This is a genomic window from Aquimarina megaterium XH134, from assembly GCF_000520975.1.
In the GTDB taxonomy this organism is placed as follows: Bacteria; Bacteroidota; Bacteroidia; order Flavobacteriales; family Flavobacteriaceae; genus Aquimarina; species Aquimarina megaterium.
Map to the genome: position 1 here is coordinate 25,431 of NZ_JACB01000006.1, position 18,366 is coordinate 43,796.

An 18,366-nucleotide genomic window follows, 5' to 3' on the forward strand; every position below is an offset into this window, starting at 1 on the left:
ATAAAAAAATGGAAAAGTCAGATAACATAGATGTTTTTTTAGCCAAATGGGCCAGCGGTGAATTATCCGAAGAAGAAATCAATGCTTTCAAAAAATCTAAGGATTATATTTTATACGAAACTATTCTAGAAGGAACAAAGTTACTCGAAGTCCCAACGGTAGATAGAGAAAAACTTTTTGATCGTATTCAAGAAGATATCTCTAAAGAGAAAAAAGTAATCTCTTTAATTCCTGGGTGGGCATATGCAATTGCTGCAAGTATTGCACTTATTCTGGGCTACACTTTATTTTTTAATCAAAACATTACACATCAATCCGGATTTGGAGAACGACTAGCAATAACACTTCCTGATGGTTCTGAAGCAATTTTGAATGCCAAATCAAAACTATACTATAAAAAAGGAAGCTGGGAAAATACAGAACGAATCGTATTTTTAGATGGAGAAGCCTTTTTTAAAGTGAAAAAAGGAAATACATTTACCGTAAAATCTGATAACAACTCTGTATCGGTATTAGGCACACAATTTAACGTTAATGCTTCTTCTAAATTTTTTGAGGTAATCTGTTACGAAGGTAAAGTGAAAGTAGAAAATGGAATTTCTTCGAAAATTATTACCAAAGGACAAGCAGTAAGAAGTATTGATTCATCATTCGAAGAATGGGAATTAAATGATACTGCTCCTTCATGGACTGCAGGAGAAAGTAGCTTTGTCAACACCCCATTACAACAGGTGATATCTGCTCTCGAAAAACAATATAAAATTACTATTAAAAGTGAGCGTATTGGTATCGATCAGCGATACAGTGGTGGGTTTGCCCATGATAATTTGCAAAATGCTTTGCATACTATTTTTGATGCAATGGATATTAAGTTTATTTTTATAGACAAGAATACTGTAGAATTGTCTAAAGAATAAATGAAATACCACTTTTTATTGCTTATTTTTCTTTTTTTTCTAACTGCAAATGCTCAAGAAAAAAAGAAAGACATACATTATATTGACCTCTCATTAGACGGTTTTCTAACCGAAATGGAAGGGCTTTTTGATGTAAAATTTTCTTATAACACCTCGTCATTCACAGACATAACGATCACCGTAGATCAAGATGCTATATCTTTAGACGAAATTATAGCAATAATATCTAGTCAATTTCCCATACATTTTACGCAAGTTGATGAACGGTACTACGTTGTTAAACTTAATAAAACAACTTCTTTTTGTGGATATCTAACCGATGAAACCCACACCCCTATTGAGGGAGCAACTATACTTAACGAAGTAAAAAAAACAGGGACCTCATCTGATGATAAAGGTTTTTTTTCTTTAAAAGATAATAGCATATCAGATACTTTAACTATTTCATATCTTGGATATAAAACCATTGCTATCCCTCTTAAAAAAGTAATCAACAAAAAATGTGACACCTACATTCTGTCTCCCGAAGATTTTGTGTTAAACGAAGTCATAATAAAAGAATATCTAACCTCTGGAATAGTAAAAACCAGAGATGGCTCGGTTAAAATTCAACCAAATAATTTAAATATAATTTCGGGATTATCTGAGCCCGATATTTTGCAAAATATTCAACTATTACCTGGGATCGAAAGTCCGCTCGAAACCGCTTCGGGGATTTATATAAGAGGTGGTACTCCCGATCAAAACCTAATTCTATGGGACGGTATTAAAATGTATAATTCTGATCACTTTTTTGGGCTTATTTCTGCTTTCAATCCATACATCACCAAAGATATTACCATATACAAAAGTGGAACCCAACCTATTTATGGAGATCGGGTCTCGGGAGTTATTGACATCAAAACAGATCAAACTGTACCCGATACAACACAAGGAGGTATAGGAATTAATATGACTCATGCCGATGGGTATTTAAAACTTCCTATTTCTAAAAAAACTGCTGTTTTACTATCGGCCAGAAGATCTATTACCGATGTTATTGATACTCCAACAATTAACACTTACTCTAACCGGGCTTTTCAGAATACAAGTATTACTGATAACAGATCTATTTTTGATCCTGAATCTTCAGAAAATAAAGAGCTATTTTATTTTACCGATGTAACCCTAAAATTAATTGCCAATCTTTCTAAAAAACACGATATCTCTATTTCTAATTTGTTTACTCAAAACAAACTTGATTATTCTTTTAAGGATTCTCAATTTGCAGATATGTCACAAGATAAGCTGGCTATTAAAAATTTTGGAACAAATATTTCCTGGGATAGCAAGTGGGGTTCTCGATTCTCTACAAAAACACAATTTTCATATTCTGAATATGTACTCGAATACCAGGGGAGAAATCTCTTTATTAATCAAGATCTAACTATCGAAAAAGAAAATGCCATCGAAGAATACGGAGTGTTATTTCATTCTGACTGGACTATTAATCCTCATTTCACTTTTTCTAATGGATATCAATTCTACCATAATCAGGTAGCATTTTATCTAAAAGAAAATGATGCTGAAGTTGGAAATTATCAAGAGAATCCTACTCATAGTTTTTATTCTCAATTACAATATAGTTCTCCCAAAACATGGTTGATTAGTCTTGGGGTAAGAGGAAATTATTACGCTGCATTACAATCTACTTTTATCGAACCCAGATTCTATGTAGAACGAAAAATAGGAAAGCATTTTAGGGTTAAAGGATCTGCAGAAGTCAAAAATCAATCTATTAGCCAGGTGATTGAGTTTGCTACTTTTAATTTTGGTCTCGAAAATCAGTTATGGGTCGCAGCGCAAGAAGATGATATCCCATTGTTGAGAAGTCAACAATACACGCTGGGCACTCTTTTTCATAAAAAAAATTGGAACATTGAGATAGACACCTATTACAAAAAGATAAAAGGACTTACTTCGCTAACCAGAGGGTTTGAGTCTACTTCTGGTGATCTGTCTGAAGGAGAAAGTATCTCTACGGGAATAGATCTATTAATTAAAAAGAAAGCAGGTAAGTACTCTACCTGGCTTGGGTATTCATTTTCTGATACCGAGTTCATATTTAATACCCTTAATCAGGGTAAAGCGTTTAAAGGAAATAATAATATCACGCATTCTGTTTCTTGGTCTCATGCTTATCAGTGGAAGAAATTTCAGTTTTCTTTGGGGTGGAAATATCGTACCGGTACCCCATATACTCCTGCATTAGGATTTACAATAGTAGATAATCAACCCATTGTTCAATACGGTGCTATAAATTCTAAGTCACTACCCGATTATCACAGACTGGATTTTTCTGTAGTATATGATTTTAACTGGTCATCAAAAAATGATAGAATAAAAAGCCGCCTGGGCTTCTCTTTATTAAACCTATATGGGAGAAAAAATATTTTAGATCGAAGTTATCCACTCTATCAATTAACCGATAGTGAAAATAATATTTCTTACGAATTAAGAGAAATCAATAAATCTTCTCTTAATATTACTCCTAATGTTACATTTAGACTAAGTTTTTAAATCATTGTTTCTTTATATATAAAAAACTCCTCAAGTTTTGAGGAGTTTTTATCATGAGTATAAAGAATTAGTTTAAATAGGCTAGTTCATAATTTTTTGCATCAATAGCATTACTCAAAAGATGTTTCTCCTTTGTTAGGATTATACACATAATTAAATGTATAATATTGTGACTTTTTAGAAGTATCCTCATCCTGATAATAACTCAGTATTTCTACTTTTGCATAGTTACCGTTACGAGTTTTAAAAACAAGTATTTTTCCAGGAATTGGAGAGATCAAATGACTTGGAGGTCCAGCATAATTATACCAACCTTTATCACTTCCTGTAGGGATCGCAAATGCAGCATCTGCATCTTGACTAAAAGTTACATCTTTTGCACTGGTTACACCTGCAAATGTACCAGTAACTACTGCTGCTCCTACAGTACCATTACGTGCGGGTTCTTCTGCAACACCAGTAACTGTTCCTCCATTAATTGCTATGGTAGTACCTCTAAATGCAACATCCCAATCGGTATCACTGGTAGTTATTTTTCCTGTCTCAAAATCAAATTTGGTAAATGCCCCTCCTATAGGGTTTCCAGTTCCCTGACCACCTGTTTGTATAGCTTCAAGGTTAGAAATTTTCTCAGATTTAACAGGTACTGGAGTAGGTGCATCATCATCGCTGCTACACGAAATAAGTACTGTACTAAGTACTAAAAATAATATTGATAATTTTTTCATTGTCATGACATTTAAAATATTAAAATTGATAGTTAAGTTTTGCATATAATTGTATCCCAGGTAAAGTGGGAATGTTATCTTCGGTATAATCAAAAAGATTGTTTGCACCTATTTGTAGTGTAAATTTTTCATAAAAGGTCTTACTGGCTGCAATATTTGCTGTCACAAATCCATCAACAAAGCTGGTGTCATAATCATCTATAAGATCATTACCGTTAGTATCAAACAAGGCATATTTACTTCTATATAAAAGCCTTAGGTTTATATTCGCTTTCGCGGAAACGATATCATAAAAAACTTTAAAGTTTGCATTATGTCTCGAGCGATTCACAAGTCCAAAATATTCTGATCTCGAGACTACAACTGTTTGGTTAGTTTCGGGATCACGAGCAAATACTTCGCCATTTTTCACTTGTTTTTCTTTTTCTTTATCAAAGGCATAGAGTAGTTGGTAACCTGCACTCAATCTTACATTATCAGTTATCCTGTAATTAGTATTAAATTCTAGACCTGTAGTGTATATTTTATCAAAATTGAAATAGCTAAACACGTTTTGCCCATTGGTTTTACGAGCAATAACACGAGTATCGATAAGGTTTTTAAAATCGTTTCTAAAGAAATTGAGTTCTGCATTCCATCGCTTTTCTTTATAAGTTAATCCTGCATTATATCCTATAGAACTCTCTGCTTCAAGGGGATCTTGTAGCGATGATTCGGGAACAACTACATCAAGAATTTGACCCTGCGCCTGTAGTTCGTTTAATTTTTCTAAAGCCACATTATACCCCAATACAGTATAGCCGACAGCAGAGTTTGTAAAGTCAAAATAAAGCTGTCTAAAATCCGGAGCTTTAAAACCATATCCTACAGAAGCTTTAGCAGCCAACGCATCTGTGATTTTATACCGTAATGCAAGCTTAGGACTAAACTGGTTGCTATATTCTGAATGATTATCAAAACGTGCTCCCGCAATGATGTTTAATCGCTCAATAAGATGCAAATCATATTGAGCATACGCATATTGAGAATTAAAATCTACTTGCATATCAAAAAAAGTACGATCCAACTGGTCGTATTGAAAGCCCACCCCGAGGGTAAGTTTACTTCTATCTTTAAAAGCGTAGGTAGTTCGTATTTCTGGACGTAATAAACGCTGATCAAAATCACTATCACTTACTATATCGCCAGAACTAGAGTCTGCCAGTTCTTCTTTGGCATTGTAATTCGTATAATAAAACTCGTATTGAGTAGTTAGATGATCACTCCATTTGTGATCGAGACGTATGTGGCTATTCCATTCCTGTTCTTCGCTGTCTCCTTCAAAACTTGTAGTATTGGTGGTAAATCCAGCATCCTGGTATTGCGTATATAAACGACCAGACAGAAATAACGAAAACTGATCAGAAAAATCATAATATAACCTGCCGTTAAATGTATAATTCTCGAATGGGTTTACAGTCTGTCCCGCAGTATCAGGAGTAAGATCATAACCTTCACTAGAAAATCGATTTGCAAAAACACCATAACCAAGTTTCTTAATACGTTGCTTAATATCTACATTAATATCCTGCTGGATATAACTGCCTATTCGATAAGAAGCATTACCCGATAACACATCGCTTTTTGGTTTCTCGGTAATGATATTAATTACACCTCCCAAAGCTTCAGAACCATAAAGACTACTTGATGGCCCTTTAACCACTTCTACTTGTTTTATATTACCAACGGTTAATCTGTTTACATCAAAATTTCCTGCTTTTCTACCCACCAGAGGAACACCATCTATAAGAATTAAAATATAATCTGAAGCAATACCTTGTATTTGTACTCCTTCGAAACCGCTTTCATCGGCAACAGTTATAATTCCTGTTTGCTCATTTAGGATTTCATTAAGTCTAATGGTTCCCGATTGCTTAATGGTTTCCTGAGAAACAATAGTAACTGGTAAAGGCAGAGAAGAAAGCTGTCTTTTTGTTCGGGTAGCTGTAAGAACTACTTCTTGTAGCTCATTAACCAAAGTAGTATCTATAGTTTTTTCTTGCGTATATCCATTTACAACAACAAAACCTGCTAAAACACAGATTATCAGATTCTCAAACTTCATTTTTATTTAGAATGTTTCTTAATAGAGTGCAAATATATATTTATTTTTATTTATTCTAAATAAACTTAACTATTTTTGTTATTAAATTACAGAAATAACCTACAAATGATGAAAACGACATTTTGTACATTTTTGGGAATAGCATTACGATCTATAGCAATTACTTAAGTAGAAAAAAGCAATTAGAATGTAATCCCATTAAAGAGATATGTGGTTGTTACAAAGTTATATTTAGAAATCCCGAAACATTTGCTACCCTAATCGATTATAAAAAACAAGGATATCCAGAGAGCTTTTTTGTTATTGGTACATGTAACAAAATATATGATTACCCGATTACCCCACCTTCGGACCTCACTGAGATGCTGAAACAAGTTCAAATAAGCTCGTGAGGTCTGATAAAAAAGACGATTATCAATAAAACTTAATCTTTGGTTTATGCTAACAAAAAATCCTTAAAAATAGATCTCTAAACAAATTTCAACAAGCCATTCCTATATTTACCTCTATACCGTAACTTCTTACAACCAACCTTATAAAACATGCAATATAAATCACTGAATTATAGATTTTTATACTAGCATTATGGGATTTAATATGGAAATAGTGCAAAAAATATTTAAAAAAAAGGAGAAATATCTTACGGGAAACCGTAATTATTTGAAAGCTTCTTACTATATTGTGCTTTAGGAAAATAGAACTACTAAAAAAGATAAAATAGTTCGTTTTATATTTTTTAGACACAAATTATCGAATAGAAATTATATATAAGGATTTAGGGTTAAATCATTCAGAAATCATATCCTTTTTTGAGCTATTTACTCTAAAAACATCCTTATAATGGTTGGTTTACATTAAATCAATCGTTATTCAGACCCTGCTTTTGTTGGCTCGCCAAAGTTTTACAATTGCGGGGTTGTTTCTGTTTTATAACTACCTATTCAGTAGTTTTTTACGATTGATCAAAGCTGTAATTGCTGCTCTTTCTAAGTCAACAATCTCAGTTATTTTAAGTATTACCTCAAATTTAAAGCTAATAAACGACAATTCCTTGTGGATTTCCGTAATAAAAGCGTTAAACTAATGTGAATCTGGTATTTAAAAAATTTAAATATCTGATTTTGAGATTTTTACATTTAAAACATCTCATCGCATTATCTGGTAGGTAATATTTCCCCATTAGCTAGAGACTTCAGCATAGTCCCTAATACCCAAGAATTAAGGATGCCAAAGGGTATTAGTATTTTTAATATGAGTTAGCTTATCATTCAGAACTTGATCCAGAATCTACAATTGGAGTAACGTTTTAGTGCTCCTTCGACAAGCTCAGGGTGACAAAGGATAATAAATATCGAATACTGAATAACGAATGTCGAATAATAAATGTAAAAGTAACTCTCTGTCACCCTGAGCTTGTCGAAGGGTAAACTTCTATCAAAAAACCTATAAAAGACCTAAATCTTTGGTCATTGCCACCAGGTGAATGGCATTTTTTGCTTTAAAATTATATTTTAATTTATTAAGTCGCTTCTCTATAGAGCTTGTACTATTAGGTGAAATTTGATTTTTCTTAAAATGATTCCCTATCTCTTCCTGGGTAAGGCCATCAGACAAATGCTTTAATAACAAAATATCATAATCCTGGAGTTCGAAAACATTATTCTTACTCATTGCACTTTCTAATTGTGGGGATACGTATCGAATGTTGTTAAACACATCGGTAACCGATTTTACCAATTCGTTTAGTCCATAGCGTCCTTTGCATACATAACCATCTATGTGCTGTTCTGCAAAAAACGATTTAATTTTACCGGGTCTATCTTCCATAGAATATATAATAACTTTAACATTAGGTTGGATCTCTCGTATGGCTTCTACAAGTTCAATCCCCGAAGCCAATTTTCGTTCTCTGTGGCTCTCTTTAAACGAAAGATCTGTGATCAACAGATCAAAAGGGGCATGATCACTAATTGCTCTTCTAAATTTTAAAAGAGCATCATCACAATATTGTGCTTGTTGTATTTCATCAATCCCAGTTCTTTCTCGAAGAATATGTGCGATACCATGGCTAATACTACCAAGATCTTCTGTGACTAAAACTTTCTTAAACATAAGCTCTATATTATAATTAATTCGGAAAATTTATCTTCGCTTTAAAGCCTTTTCCTTTTGCTGAATCAAAGATAAATGATCCTCCGATCGTTTTTATACGGTTTTCCGTATTTTGGAGTCCGTTACTATATATTATTTCTTCTGAAGCTACGCCAACACCGGTGTCAGCATACGTTATTACTACACCTTTGGGTGTTTTCTTAAATGTGATCGCCACCAGTTCGGCATGACTATGTTTTTTCATATTTACCATTAATTCTTGCAAAGTACGGTGTACAATGATCTTTTTTTCTGGATTTATCGCCTGCCAGTTGATCTCATCTATATCTTTAATAATAATCTTGGTACCATTGGTACTATAACTACTTAACATACCATTAAGTTCGGTAGCATATTCTTCTCCTGTTTTAAAACTATTATGCTCCCTAGAGATATCCCGGGTGGTATTGTATATTTCTTCTAATTTATCTAAGACCCCAGGGTCATTTTGATCATTTTGCATCTGCATCATCACCTGGTATACATCATTGGCCAACTCATCATGCAATTTTTTAGAGATACGTGCTTCTGCATTATATACCTCCCGTATTTTTTCTCGGCGTAGTCGTTGCCTGTATAAATAAAACAACAGCCCTCCTATTAAAAAAACAAACAGTGTACTAAACACATAAATCACCTGTTGCCGTTCTTTTCTGGCCGTTTCTGCTTTTAGAATCAGGTTTTCGTTGGTGAGTTTATCGTTTTCATAGCGGGTTACCGCATAGATCTCCCGGTTGCTTTGGTTTACCTCTTGTATTTTTTTATGAATTCGATCATACTCTTTTGCCTCTTCATTGGTTTTCTCTTTTAGCTTAAATATAAATCCTAAGGACTCAAGAATTAATGCTAAACTATGCTGTTGTTTTGAGTCTTTATAAGCAGTTTCTGCATATTTTAAAGCTTGTATTTTATCTTTATCCAAATAATATGTAGCAAGGTAAATACTATTAGCTATAACTCCTTGAACATCTTGTATTTCTTTTCGCATTTCTAAAGCCTTGAGGAGGAGTTTTTCAGAACCCTCATTGTCTTTATTTTCTAACCATTGTATATATCCTAAATTACTTAACACTCTTGCATGTTCTCTTTGATCTTGTTGTACTACAGTATTACTCACCAATGTTTTTAATATCGATATTGCTTGTTTATATTTCCCTTGATCAGCCAATATATTGGCTTTTGTATTTTTAAAAATTAAAATATTTTTAATTCCTATAGTTTTTACTGATATACTATCATTCCCAAGAGCCATAGCCTTTGAATTATATTTTATAGCTTCTCTATAGTTTTTTTGTTCTCTATTCGCTACTGAAATAATATGATAGAGCCCTGCAAGATTTCTTAAGTCTGAGGTACGTTCTAAATAAGTTACTCCGTCCACTGCTGTCGTTTTACTTCCTGAATGATCTCCTAAAGAGGTTTGGATATTTGCCATATTCAATAAACTTCTACCAGCTCCAATTGTATCCTCTATTATCCTGTATAATTTAAATTTTTCATTGTAGTAGTTAAAAGCCTCTGCCAACTGATTATCATTTTTATAGTATATACTAAGTTTATTCAAGGCATTTATTATATACATAGTATCTTGATTATACTTTGCCATAGTATAAAATTGATGGGCATATGTAATAGCACTATCATACTGTCTAACTTTACCTAACAACCATGTTTTTTGCATTAACCCATCATAAATTAAAGAATCTTGTTTAGATAATAGTATTCCTTTTAAGTATGAACTAACATGCTGTAAACGTTCTGGTATGGATAAAGAATCTGCCTTACTAAGGTTATAATATCGAGCAAGACTATCTAACTGAGATTGTGAAAAAGAAGTTTTTGCTTCTGCCTGGCCAAAAACAGGTATACTACTGCATAAAAGTAGTAGTATAATCGTTATAATATAGAAGGAATCGACACGCCAAAGTTTCATTCCCCTAAAATACTAAATATATTGGGTGTACAATAGTATAAAATCTACTACATACACCCAATTTAATAATTATTATTCAATAAGGAATCATTAATTCCCTCCATTATCTTCATCATTATTAACTTGTCCATCATCACCTGTAGCAACTGTCTCAACAGAGATGTCTTCTGTATCGTTAATATTATCTGCAGTACAAGATGCAAGGTTTGCCGTGATAAAAAGGGTCATAAGTAGGTATAAAAAAGTTCTCATAATATTTTATTTTTTTAAGATTTAACATGGGGATTGCTGCCTGGTTCTATACCAGGGATTTGGGATAGCAATCAAATAGTGCGGGAATATTCCCTCATTTTTTCGGAAAGTTGAAATCCGGTGCGGTAGTGTTTAGCCACTTTCCTTTTGAGCTTTTACCATCGCGCTACGGATTTCCGTAACATCTAAATCCATACATTTACTATGTTAGCAAAATGAAACTGGAACTAATTGTTGAAGCGAATTTATAAAGACCCCAAGTCTATTTCCGTAAACAATTCCAAGGATTCCAAAGATTCCATTGAAATCCTAAAGATTCCAATAACCTATGCCTATGAGAACAAAAACAAGTGTGACGTACAAGAATGAGATTCTTGAAAAGTACAAAAGGGAAAAAGGTGGAGAAATGAACTGTTATCTCCAAGAACCAACCCGAAAACAAATTAAAGAAGCCTGCTTATGGCTGTTAAACCGTAGAAATGAGAAGTATGATGAAAGTATTCTAAATCGTTTTTTTCAATTTGAAGAAGGAGAAAACAAAGCATACGCTATCGAACGTGTTCACGGTGACAAATTCAAACCCATTGTAAATTTTTTAACAGGAGAAACAAAATCAACCACTCCTGCTAACCTAGAGTTAATCGCATGGCTTATCGATTTTAAGCCAAGACCCTTATCTATTTACTTAAAATCAAATACCGAGAATGAAGTAACATTAAGTGAGTCATTTCAGAAAGAAGAAAATGCCTACTATCTTAAAAATGAAAACCAAGTTGTAGACATTATTCCTGAGACCAAAGTGATCGAAAAAACAGATAAGAGTATTACCATTATCTCTCAGATCAATCCCACGCTTAGGATTACGACTATCGTATCCTTATGATGAGGAATCCCGTAAAAGACCCGTTAAACTTGTACTAAATCAAGTCTAGTATAAGTCGAACAAGTCAACAATAACCAGTGTAGTCATAGAGTGTCTGTCAAAATGTAATTGGAAAAACATGATTTTATAATCATTGACAAGACCCTGACTAACATTTTTTAACAGAGTTTATTCAAGGAATAGGATCAACTCAACCCTAAGTGTAAGACTCCATAGGTACATACTGAACATGATTCGGTATTCCTGTGGGGTCTTTTTTAATGATGAATACTGGTTATCGGTATAGTATATACATCCTATTTAACCAGACCTCACAGGTCTCTAAGATCTGTGAGGTCTAAAATCCTACCAGATACCAAAACACGTCAATACACAACATTATAAATTCAACTATCTGTTTTGAGCATATTTATACAAAACTTTTCAAAATAGAGTTTTGCTAATCAAATTTCGCTGTATCTTTGTGTACACAACGAAATTACCTATGATAGCTGTAGAAAAAGCCCTTGAACTCATCAATAATAGCATCAAAAAAACAGATGTTATCACTACAACACCGATATCAAAAGCATTGGGATATGTACTGGCAAAAGATATTAAGTCTCCCATCAATATGCCACCTTTTAGACAATCTGCAATGGACGGATATGCATTGGGATCTGTCGAAGAGAAAAAATTTGATCTAATCGGTGAAGTAAAAGCCGGCGACGATACCGATCCTAATCTCGAGCAAGGTAAAGCAATTAGAATTTTTACCGGTGCCCCTGTACCATCGGGAGCAAAGGCCGTTATCATGCAAGAAAAGGTAGAAATACAAAATAACCAGGTACTACTACAAGAGGTTGTACCGTCTAATGCTAATATTCGCCCTCTTGGCGAGCAAATAAAAAAAGACGATATCGCACTCTTAGAAGGAACTACAATTACCGCTGCCGGTGTAGGATATCTAGCGTCTTTGGGAATCACTCATGTACAGGTCTATCAAAAACCTTCTATAGCAATCATCGCTACAGGAAATGAATTAGTACCACCAGGGCAAACTCTTAAATATGGACAAATCTATGAGAGTAATTCGATCATGCTATCGACTGCTTTGACTAAGGTAGGATTTGCCGATATATCTTATTTTAAGGTAGAAGATGAATATGATATTACTCTTGCTCTTTTAGAAAATACAATAGCTCATTATGATGCGGTTTTAATTTCTGGCGGAATATCGGTTGGGGATTATGATTTTGTAGGTAAAGCACTAAGAGCATTAGATGTCGATGAAATTTTTTATAAAGTAAAGCAAAAGCCAGGAAAGCCACTTTATTTTGCCAAAAAACAAGGTACAACCATATTTGCGTTACCCGGTAACCCTGCTTCTTCACTAAGTTGTTTTTATATCTATGTATTACCTGCATTGCTCAAAATCTCAGGATATAAAGAGTATAGTTTAAAACGAACTACCGCTAGTTCTAATCTCAAATACACAAAAAAAGGCCAAAGAGCAGAGTTTTTAAAAGCATATTCCCAAAAAGACAAAGTAACTATCCTTGATGGACAGGCATCTTCTATGCTACGATCTTTTGCCCAGGCCAATGCCTTGGTTTATCTTCCCGAAAACGTAACAGAAGTTAATATTGGTGATATAGTACAGGTAATTAATTTGCCATAAAATCCTCGAGTATATAAGGTAATTAGAATTAGACCTCACAGGTCTTAGAGACCTGTGAGGTCTGGTTAAGCTTATACCATTTTTGATCTAAAAAATCTTTTAAAAGAAAAAAACTCTAAAAAAATCGTTGTATCTTTGAAAACCTAACGGTTTTATGATATGGATTATGTAATAAAAAGTAGAATTTGGATAGAATCTGAGCACGGTGTGTTTTTAGGTGAAGGAAGAGTAAAATTATTAAAAGCGATCGCACAAACAGGTTCATTAAGCAAGGCAGCCAGTGCGTTAGAAATGTCATATAAAAAAGCCTGGAACTTATTAGACAGCATGAACAAATCTACCAAAGAACCTTTGGTGATTACTTCTACTGGTGGTAAAGGCGGTGGCGGAGCCAATCTTACTCCGTATGGTGAGAAAGTCATTGAAACATTTGATAACATTAATCAAAAATGCTGGGAGTTTCTGGATAAAGAGTTAAAACAAATCTCACTATAACCATTTTAACGTTTATATGATTGACCCAAAAAATATAACAGGAATTATCCTTGCCGGAGGAAAGAGTTCTCGAATGGGACGAGAAAAAGGATTGATCCTACTCGATGGCAAACCTTTTATTCAGCATAGTATTGATGTATTGAGCCCATTGGTTAATACCATACTTATTGTTAGTAGTAATTCTGATTATGATGCTTTTGGGGTCAAAAGAGTTGAAGATATTATAGTTGAATCTGGGCCGTTAGCAGGGCTACACTCTGGATTAATGCATAGTAATACAGAACATAATTTGGTTATTAGCTGTGATGTTCCTTTAGTAACGACCGAATTCTTAAAAAAGCTGCTATCTCATGAAAAAGAAGATTACGATATCGTTCAATTTGAAGCCGACGGAAAAAGTATTCCACTAATCGCATTATATAAAAAACAATGTGCAGATCGATGTCAAGAATTACTAGCGAATGGAGAGCGACGTTTACGTAAACTTATTTCAGTAGTAAAAACAAAAACCATTACCGTACTTGAAAAAGAGCGTCTTTTGGTAACTAATATGAATACCATTGAGGATTTAAAAACAATTACAAATGCAATTGACCATTAAATATTTTGGTATGCTGGCCGAGGCCACAACAACTAATGAAGAATACTTACAAACCGAGGTTTGTTCGGTTTCTCAATTAGTAAAAAAGCTAAAAAATCAATACCCAAAATTAGATAATACTGATTTTAAAGTGGCTATTGATCAACAATTAGTTGACCAAAGTCATATTATTAACTCAGAAGTAGAAGTAGCTTTGTTGCCGCCATTCGCTGGTGGATAATTTAATTATTCAAAATATAGATCATGAATTCTTTTAATCCCAGATATCATAGACAAATCATCTTGCCCGAGATCGGCACCGCTGGTCAGGAAAAACTAGATACTGCAAAAGTATTAGTTATCGGGGCGGGTGGACTGGGGTGTCCTGTACTACAATATCTTACAGCAGCAGGAGTAGGCACAATTGGTATTGTTGATTTTGATACCGTAGATATCTCTAACTTACATCGCCAGATTCTATATGGCACCGATTCTTTGGGAACAAATAAGGCCGTAGCAGCAAAACAGCGCCTTACAGATCTTAATCCTACAGTAACTATTAATACATATACAGAAAAACTAACTCCAAAAAATGCCATATCTCTTTTTTCTGAATATAATATTATTGTTGATGGGACTGATAATTTCTCTACCCGATACCTAGTTAATGATGCTTGTATTATCACCGATAAACCGTTGGTATATGGAGCTATTTTTAAGTATGAAGGGCAAGTATCTGTATTTAATTATCAAAATGGTCCTTCTTATCGATGCTTATTCCCTGAACCTCCAAAAGCAGGAAGTGTTCCTTCTTGCTCAGAGATAGGAGTTCTGGGAGTATTACCAGGTATTATTGGTAGTATGCAAGCCAACGAGGTTCTTAAAATTATTTTAGACCTGGGTGATGTACTTAACGGAAAACTGTTAATGTACAATTGCTTAACTACACAATTCTCATCTTTTACTATTAATCGAGTTACAGCAGAAGTATCCAAAGTACTCGATTCTGCAAATCGATTTGAAACTAATGATTATGACCTTTTTTGTGGTGTGAAGCAAATTTCAGAAATCACTGCCCAAGAAGCTTTTTTAGTAAAAAACGCCCAATTTATAGATGTTCGTGAGACTCATGAGCAACCAAAAATTGAATATTTAAACCCTATTTATATCCCATTAGGTAGTCTTAAACAAAAATTAGATACTATTTCTAAGCAAAAAGAAACGATAGTTTTTTGTCAATCCGGTATTCGAAGTAAAAAAGCTTTAGATGTCTTACTTCAGAATGGATTCAGAAACATATCTCATATAAAAGGAGGGGCTATTGCTTTACATGAAATCATACCAGACCTCACAGGTCTTAGAGACCTGTGAGGTCTAAAGACATTTGGATTAAAAAGATCTAAAAAATAACTATGGAAAAAAAGAAACCAAAAAATGTATTTGTACAAGGTCCTATTTCGTCAGAATTTATAGGAACATCTATTGCAAAACATCAAACTAAAACCAGTATAGGAGCCCATAACATATTTCTGGGGCAGGTTCGTGCAGATGAAATTGATGGTAAGATCGTTACGGCTATTGACTATACTGCTTATGAAGAAATGGCAAATCAAAAGTTTTATGAAATACGAGAGGCCACTTTCGAAAAATTTGACCTTACTTGTATGCATATTTACCATAGCTTAGGGACAGTAAATGCCGGAGAGATTTGTCTTTTTGTGTTTGTGTCTTCCCCGAGAAGAAAAGTAGTTTTTAAAGCTCTAGAATACGTGGTTGAAGCTATTAAAGCTGATGTTCCTGTTTTTGGAAAAGAAATTTTTGAAGATCAAACACATCAATGGAAACAGAATAGTTAGTCCTGTTTTATGAATTCTAAAAAAACAAGAATCGAAAAAGAAATGACGAATGAAACAAAATAACTTATGGTTTGTCATTCCAGCGTAGGCTGGAATCCAAAATAAAACTGAATGTTAAAACCGCAAAGATTAATATTCTTTCGGTTCATACTAATTAAGAAGAATTGAATGGATTTAGTTTCTGATTGCCATGATTAGATCACGTTATGGATCCCAGCCTACGCTGGGATAACAAAGTAAGATAGAAAATAATATGTTTGCCATTCTGATGTATCCCAGATTGGCATTCCAATATAGTTAGTATAGAAATGCTAATTATAAAAATTGAAATATAAAACATGGTAGACATCACTCATAAAACATCTACATTAAGAATTGCAACAGCTCAAGCAATTGTAAAGGTTAGTAAACCCGAAACTATAGAGGCAATAGAACAAGGCACTGTTCCAAAGGGAGACGTATTTGCAATGAGTAAAGCAGCTGGATTGCTTGGTGTAAAAAAGACTCCGGATTTACTTCCAGATTGTCATCCATTACCAATTGAATATACTGGAATTGAGTATACCATTGAAGGATTAGAAATCACAGTTTTGGTTACTATAAAAACGATTTATAAAACCGGTGTAGAGGTAGAAGCTATGCATGGAGCAAGTATTGTAGCTCTAAATATGTATGATATGCTTAAACCTATTGATAAAGGTGTCGAGATTCATCATATCAAATTGCTCAATAAAAAAGGAGGGAAATCTGATTATAAAGATAAATTTAGAAGAGATCTTAAAGCTGCTGTTATTGTTTGTTCTGATACTATTTCTGAAGGAAAGAAAGAGGACAAAGCTGGTAAAGCTATCATTGCAAAATTAGAGCAATGCGAAGTTGATATTTTAGATTATGTAATCATTCCCGATGAGGCCGAAATCATACAGGAAAATGCAAAACAGTATCAACAGCAAGGAGCAGATCTCATTATTTATACCGGGGGTACCGGCCTCTCTAAACGAGATGTTACTCCGGATGCTTTACGACCGCTTTTAGATCGAACCATTCCTGGTATCGAAGAGGCCGTACGCAAATATGGGCAAGATCGTATGCCCTACTCTATGTTATCTAGAAGTGTAGCAGGAACGATTAAAAACACCCTGGTATTAGCATTACCAGGCTCTACTAATGGAGCAAAAGAGTCTATGGACGCTATTTTTCCTGAAGTATTACATGTGTTTAGAATTTTAAAAGGAGCGAGACATGACTAAGTCAAACATACTTACCGATACCTTTGGCAGAAAACACAATTACCTGCGTATTTCGCTCACAGAGCGATGTAATCTTCGATGTACATACTGTATGCCAGCAGATGGCATTCAATTATCCCCTAAAGATCACCTTATGACCTATGAGGAAATTTATACCATCGCCAAAGAATTTGTAAGTATGGGTGTTACCAAAATTCGGTTAACAGGAGGAGAACCTTTGATACGCAAAGATGCTGCTCTTATTATGGAAAAACTCTCCTCGCTTCCTGTTCAATTAACATTAACTACTAATGGCGTGATTGTAGATAAATTTATAGATCACTTCAAAAAATGTGGTATTAAAACTCTTAATGTTAGCCTGGATTCTCTCGATACTCAAAAAAATAAAGAAATTACCCGTAGATCATATTTCGAAAAAGTGTATCAGAATATCATTTTATTAGTTAAAGAAGGTTTTCTGGTAAAAGTGAATTGTGTCTTGATGAAAGGTTTTAATGATGATGAAGTTATTGATTTTATTAATTTGAGTAAAAACCTACCTGTACATGTTCGATTTATCGAGTTTATGCCTTTTGATGGAAATCAATGGAATATGGAGAGACTGGTTTCCTTACAAGAGATTCTCTCTAAAGTACATTCTAATTTCGAAAAGAATGATATTGTAAAACTCCAAGACGCCCCTAATGACACCACAAAAAGTTATCAAATAAAAGGATATCAAGGCACTTTTGCTATCATAAGCTCTGTGACCAATCCATTTTGTGATGGTTGCAACAGAATTCGTCTAACTGCAAACGGGCAGATAAAAAACTGTTTATTCTCTTCAAAAGAATCAGATCTTTTGACCAAACTAAGAGCAGGAGAATCAATAATCCCTATCATTCAAAATGCAGTACAAACCAAATTTAAAGTACGCAATGGGATGGATACATTGGAGAAATTTAACCAATCAGATATGCATTCTAATAATCGTAGCATGATTGCCATTGGAGGGTAGT

At 33.9% G+C, this 18,366-nt stretch carries 16 protein-coding genes; 11 read left to right on the forward strand and 5 right to left on the reverse strand.

The annotated features are described in order from the left end of the window. Positions 1-8: 8 nt before the first annotated feature. A complete protein-coding gene (locus tag Z053_RS0106910; RefSeq protein WP_025664308.1) occupies positions 9-917 on the forward strand; it encodes a FecR family protein in 909 nt (302 codons plus the stop codon). After that, positions 918-3,476 (forward strand): TonB-dependent receptor, encoded by a 2,559-nt coding sequence (locus Z053_RS0106915; RefSeq protein WP_025664309.1) that lies wholly within the window; start codon positions 918-920, stop codon positions 3,474-3,476. A gap of 110 nt (positions 3,477-3,586) precedes the next feature. Here Z053_RS0106915 and Z053_RS0106920 read toward each other — a convergent pair whose 3' ends face one another. The 5 genes from Z053_RS0106920 to Z053_RS31390 all read right to left on the reverse strand — a co-directional run bounded on the left by Z053_RS0106920 (position 3,587) and on the right by Z053_RS31390 (position 10,644). Then, positions 3,587-4,204: an HmuY family protein gene (locus tag Z053_RS0106920; protein ID WP_025664310.1), complete on the reverse strand. Its 618-nt coding sequence runs from the start codon at positions 4,202-4,204 to the stop codon at positions 3,587-3,589. A 19-nt stretch (positions 4,205-4,223) separates the two neighbouring features. After that, positions 4,224-6,308, reverse strand: coding sequence for a TonB-dependent receptor plug domain-containing protein (locus tag Z053_RS0106925; protein ID WP_025664311.1), 2,085 nt, complete (start codon positions 6,306-6,308; stop codon positions 4,224-4,226). A gap of 1,443 nt (positions 6,309-7,751) precedes the next feature. Then, positions 7,752-8,420 carry a response regulator gene (locus tag Z053_RS0106930; RefSeq protein WP_025664313.1) on the reverse strand — a complete coding sequence of 223 codons (669 nt, stop codon included), beginning with the start codon at positions 8,418-8,420 and terminating at the stop codon, positions 7,752-7,754. A gap of 16 nt (positions 8,421-8,436) precedes the next feature. Next, positions 8,437-10,392, reverse strand: coding sequence for an ATP-binding protein (locus Z053_RS0106935; protein WP_025664314.1), 1,956 nt, complete (start codon positions 10,390-10,392; stop codon positions 8,437-8,439). A 90-nt stretch (positions 10,393-10,482) separates the two neighbouring features. Next, positions 10,483-10,644: a hypothetical protein gene (locus Z053_RS31390; RefSeq protein ID WP_160170062.1), complete on the reverse strand. Its 162-nt coding sequence runs from the start codon at positions 10,642-10,644 to the stop codon at positions 10,483-10,485. Positions 10,645-10,978: 334 nt separating this feature from the next. On the opposite strand from Z053_RS31390, the gene Z053_RS29920 reads away from it, so the two are divergent. The 9 genes from Z053_RS29920 to moaA all read left to right on the forward strand — a co-directional run bounded on the left by Z053_RS29920 (position 10,979) and on the right by moaA (position 18,365). Continuing rightward, on the forward strand, positions 10,979-11,527 hold the full coding sequence (locus Z053_RS29920; protein WP_051476001.1) for a hypothetical protein: 549 nt from the start codon (positions 10,979-10,981) through the stop codon (positions 11,525-11,527). A gap of 484 nt (positions 11,528-12,011) precedes the next feature. Beyond that, a complete protein-coding gene (locus tag Z053_RS0106950; RefSeq protein ID WP_025664316.1) occupies positions 12,012-13,187 on the forward strand; it encodes a molybdopterin molybdotransferase MoeA in 1,176 nt (391 codons plus the stop codon). A gap of 159 nt (positions 13,188-13,346) precedes the next feature. Beyond that, positions 13,347-13,682 carry a winged helix-turn-helix domain-containing protein gene (locus Z053_RS0106955; protein ID WP_025664317.1) on the forward strand — a complete coding sequence of 112 codons (336 nt, stop codon included), beginning with the start codon at positions 13,347-13,349 and terminating at the stop codon, positions 13,680-13,682. Positions 13,683-13,698: 16 nt separating this feature from the next. Continuing rightward, complete coding sequence (mobA, locus tag Z053_RS28050; protein ID WP_025664318.1) at positions 13,699-14,283, forward strand: molybdenum cofactor guanylyltransferase; 585 nt, start codon at positions 13,699-13,701, stop codon at positions 14,281-14,283. Continuing rightward, a complete protein-coding gene (locus Z053_RS0106965; RefSeq protein ID WP_025664319.1) occupies positions 14,267-14,503 on the forward strand; it encodes a MoaD/ThiS family protein in 237 nt (78 codons plus the stop codon). The genes mobA and Z053_RS0106965 overlap by 17 nt, the downstream gene beginning before the upstream one ends. A gap of 23 nt (positions 14,504-14,526) precedes the next feature. Continuing rightward, positions 14,527-15,633 carry a HesA/MoeB/ThiF family protein gene (gene moeB, locus Z053_RS0106970; RefSeq protein ID WP_035095409.1) on the forward strand — a complete coding sequence of 369 codons (1,107 nt, stop codon included), beginning with the start codon at positions 14,527-14,529 and terminating at the stop codon, positions 15,631-15,633. A gap of 41 nt (positions 15,634-15,674) precedes the next feature. Continuing rightward, a complete protein-coding gene (locus tag Z053_RS0106975; RefSeq protein ID WP_025664321.1) occupies positions 15,675-16,118 on the forward strand; it encodes a molybdenum cofactor biosynthesis protein MoaE in 444 nt (147 codons plus the stop codon). Between the two features lie 338 nt (positions 16,119-16,456). Continuing rightward, positions 16,457-17,368, forward strand: coding sequence for a bifunctional molybdenum cofactor biosynthesis protein MoaC/MoaB (gene moaCB, locus Z053_RS0106980; RefSeq protein WP_025664322.1), 912 nt, complete (start codon positions 16,457-16,459; stop codon positions 17,366-17,368). Further along, positions 17,361-18,365 carry a GTP 3',8-cyclase MoaA gene (gene moaA / locus Z053_RS0106985; RefSeq protein ID WP_025664323.1) on the forward strand — a complete coding sequence of 335 codons (1,005 nt, stop codon included), beginning with the start codon at positions 17,361-17,363 and terminating at the stop codon, positions 18,363-18,365. The genes moaCB and moaA overlap by 8 nt, the downstream gene beginning before the upstream one ends. The last annotated feature ends 1 nt before the right edge of the window (position 18,366 follow it).

Coding starts and splice junctions, on each gene's coding strand:
- Z053_RS0106955 (WP_025664317.1), top strand. CDS start 13,347: ATGGATTATGTAATAAAAAGTAGAATTTGGATAGAATCTGAGCACGGT.
- moeB (WP_035095409.1), top strand. CDS start 14,527: ATGAATTCTTTTAATCCCAGATATCATAGACAAATCATCTTGCCCGAG.
- Z053_RS0106930 (WP_025664313.1), bottom strand. CDS start 8,420: ATGTTTAAGAAAGTTTTAGTCACAGAAGATCTTGGTAGTATTAGCCAT.
- moaA (WP_025664323.1), top strand. CDS start 17,361: ATGACTAAGTCAAACATACTTACCGATACCTTTGGCAGAAAACACAAT.
- Z053_RS0106950 (WP_025664316.1), top strand. CDS start 12,012: ATGATAGCTGTAGAAAAAGCCCTTGAACTCATCAATAATAGCATCAAA.
- Z053_RS31390 (WP_160170062.1), bottom strand. CDS start 10,644: ATGAGAACTTTTTTATACCTACTTATGACCCTTTTTATCACGGCAAAC.
- Z053_RS0106915 (WP_025664309.1), top strand. CDS start 918: ATGAAATACCACTTTTTATTGCTTATTTTTCTTTTTTTTCTAACTGCA.
- mobA (WP_025664318.1), top strand. CDS start 13,699: ATGATTGACCCAAAAAATATAACAGGAATTATCCTTGCCGGAGGAAAG.
- Z053_RS0106925 (WP_025664311.1), bottom strand. CDS start 6,308: ATGAAGTTTGAGAATCTGATAATCTGTGTTTTAGCAGGTTTTGTTGTT.
- Z053_RS0106975 (WP_025664321.1), top strand. CDS start 15,675: ATGGAAAAAAAGAAACCAAAAAATGTATTTGTACAAGGTCCTATTTCG.
- moaCB (WP_025664322.1), top strand. CDS start 16,457: ATGGTAGACATCACTCATAAAACATCTACATTAAGAATTGCAACAGCT.
- Z053_RS0106920 (WP_025664310.1), bottom strand. CDS start 4,204: ATGAAAAAATTATCAATATTATTTTTAGTACTTAGTACAGTACTTATT.
- Z053_RS0106965 (WP_025664319.1), top strand. CDS start 14,267: ATGCAATTGACCATTAAATATTTTGGTATGCTGGCCGAGGCCACAACA.
- Z053_RS0106910 (WP_025664308.1), top strand. CDS start 9: ATGGAAAAGTCAGATAACATAGATGTTTTTTTAGCCAAATGGGCCAGC.
- Z053_RS29920 (WP_051476001.1), top strand. CDS start 10,979: ATGAGAACAAAAACAAGTGTGACGTACAAGAATGAGATTCTTGAAAAG.
- Z053_RS0106935 (WP_025664314.1), bottom strand. CDS start 10,392: ATGAAACTTTGGCGTGTCGATTCCTTCTATATTATAACGATTATACTA.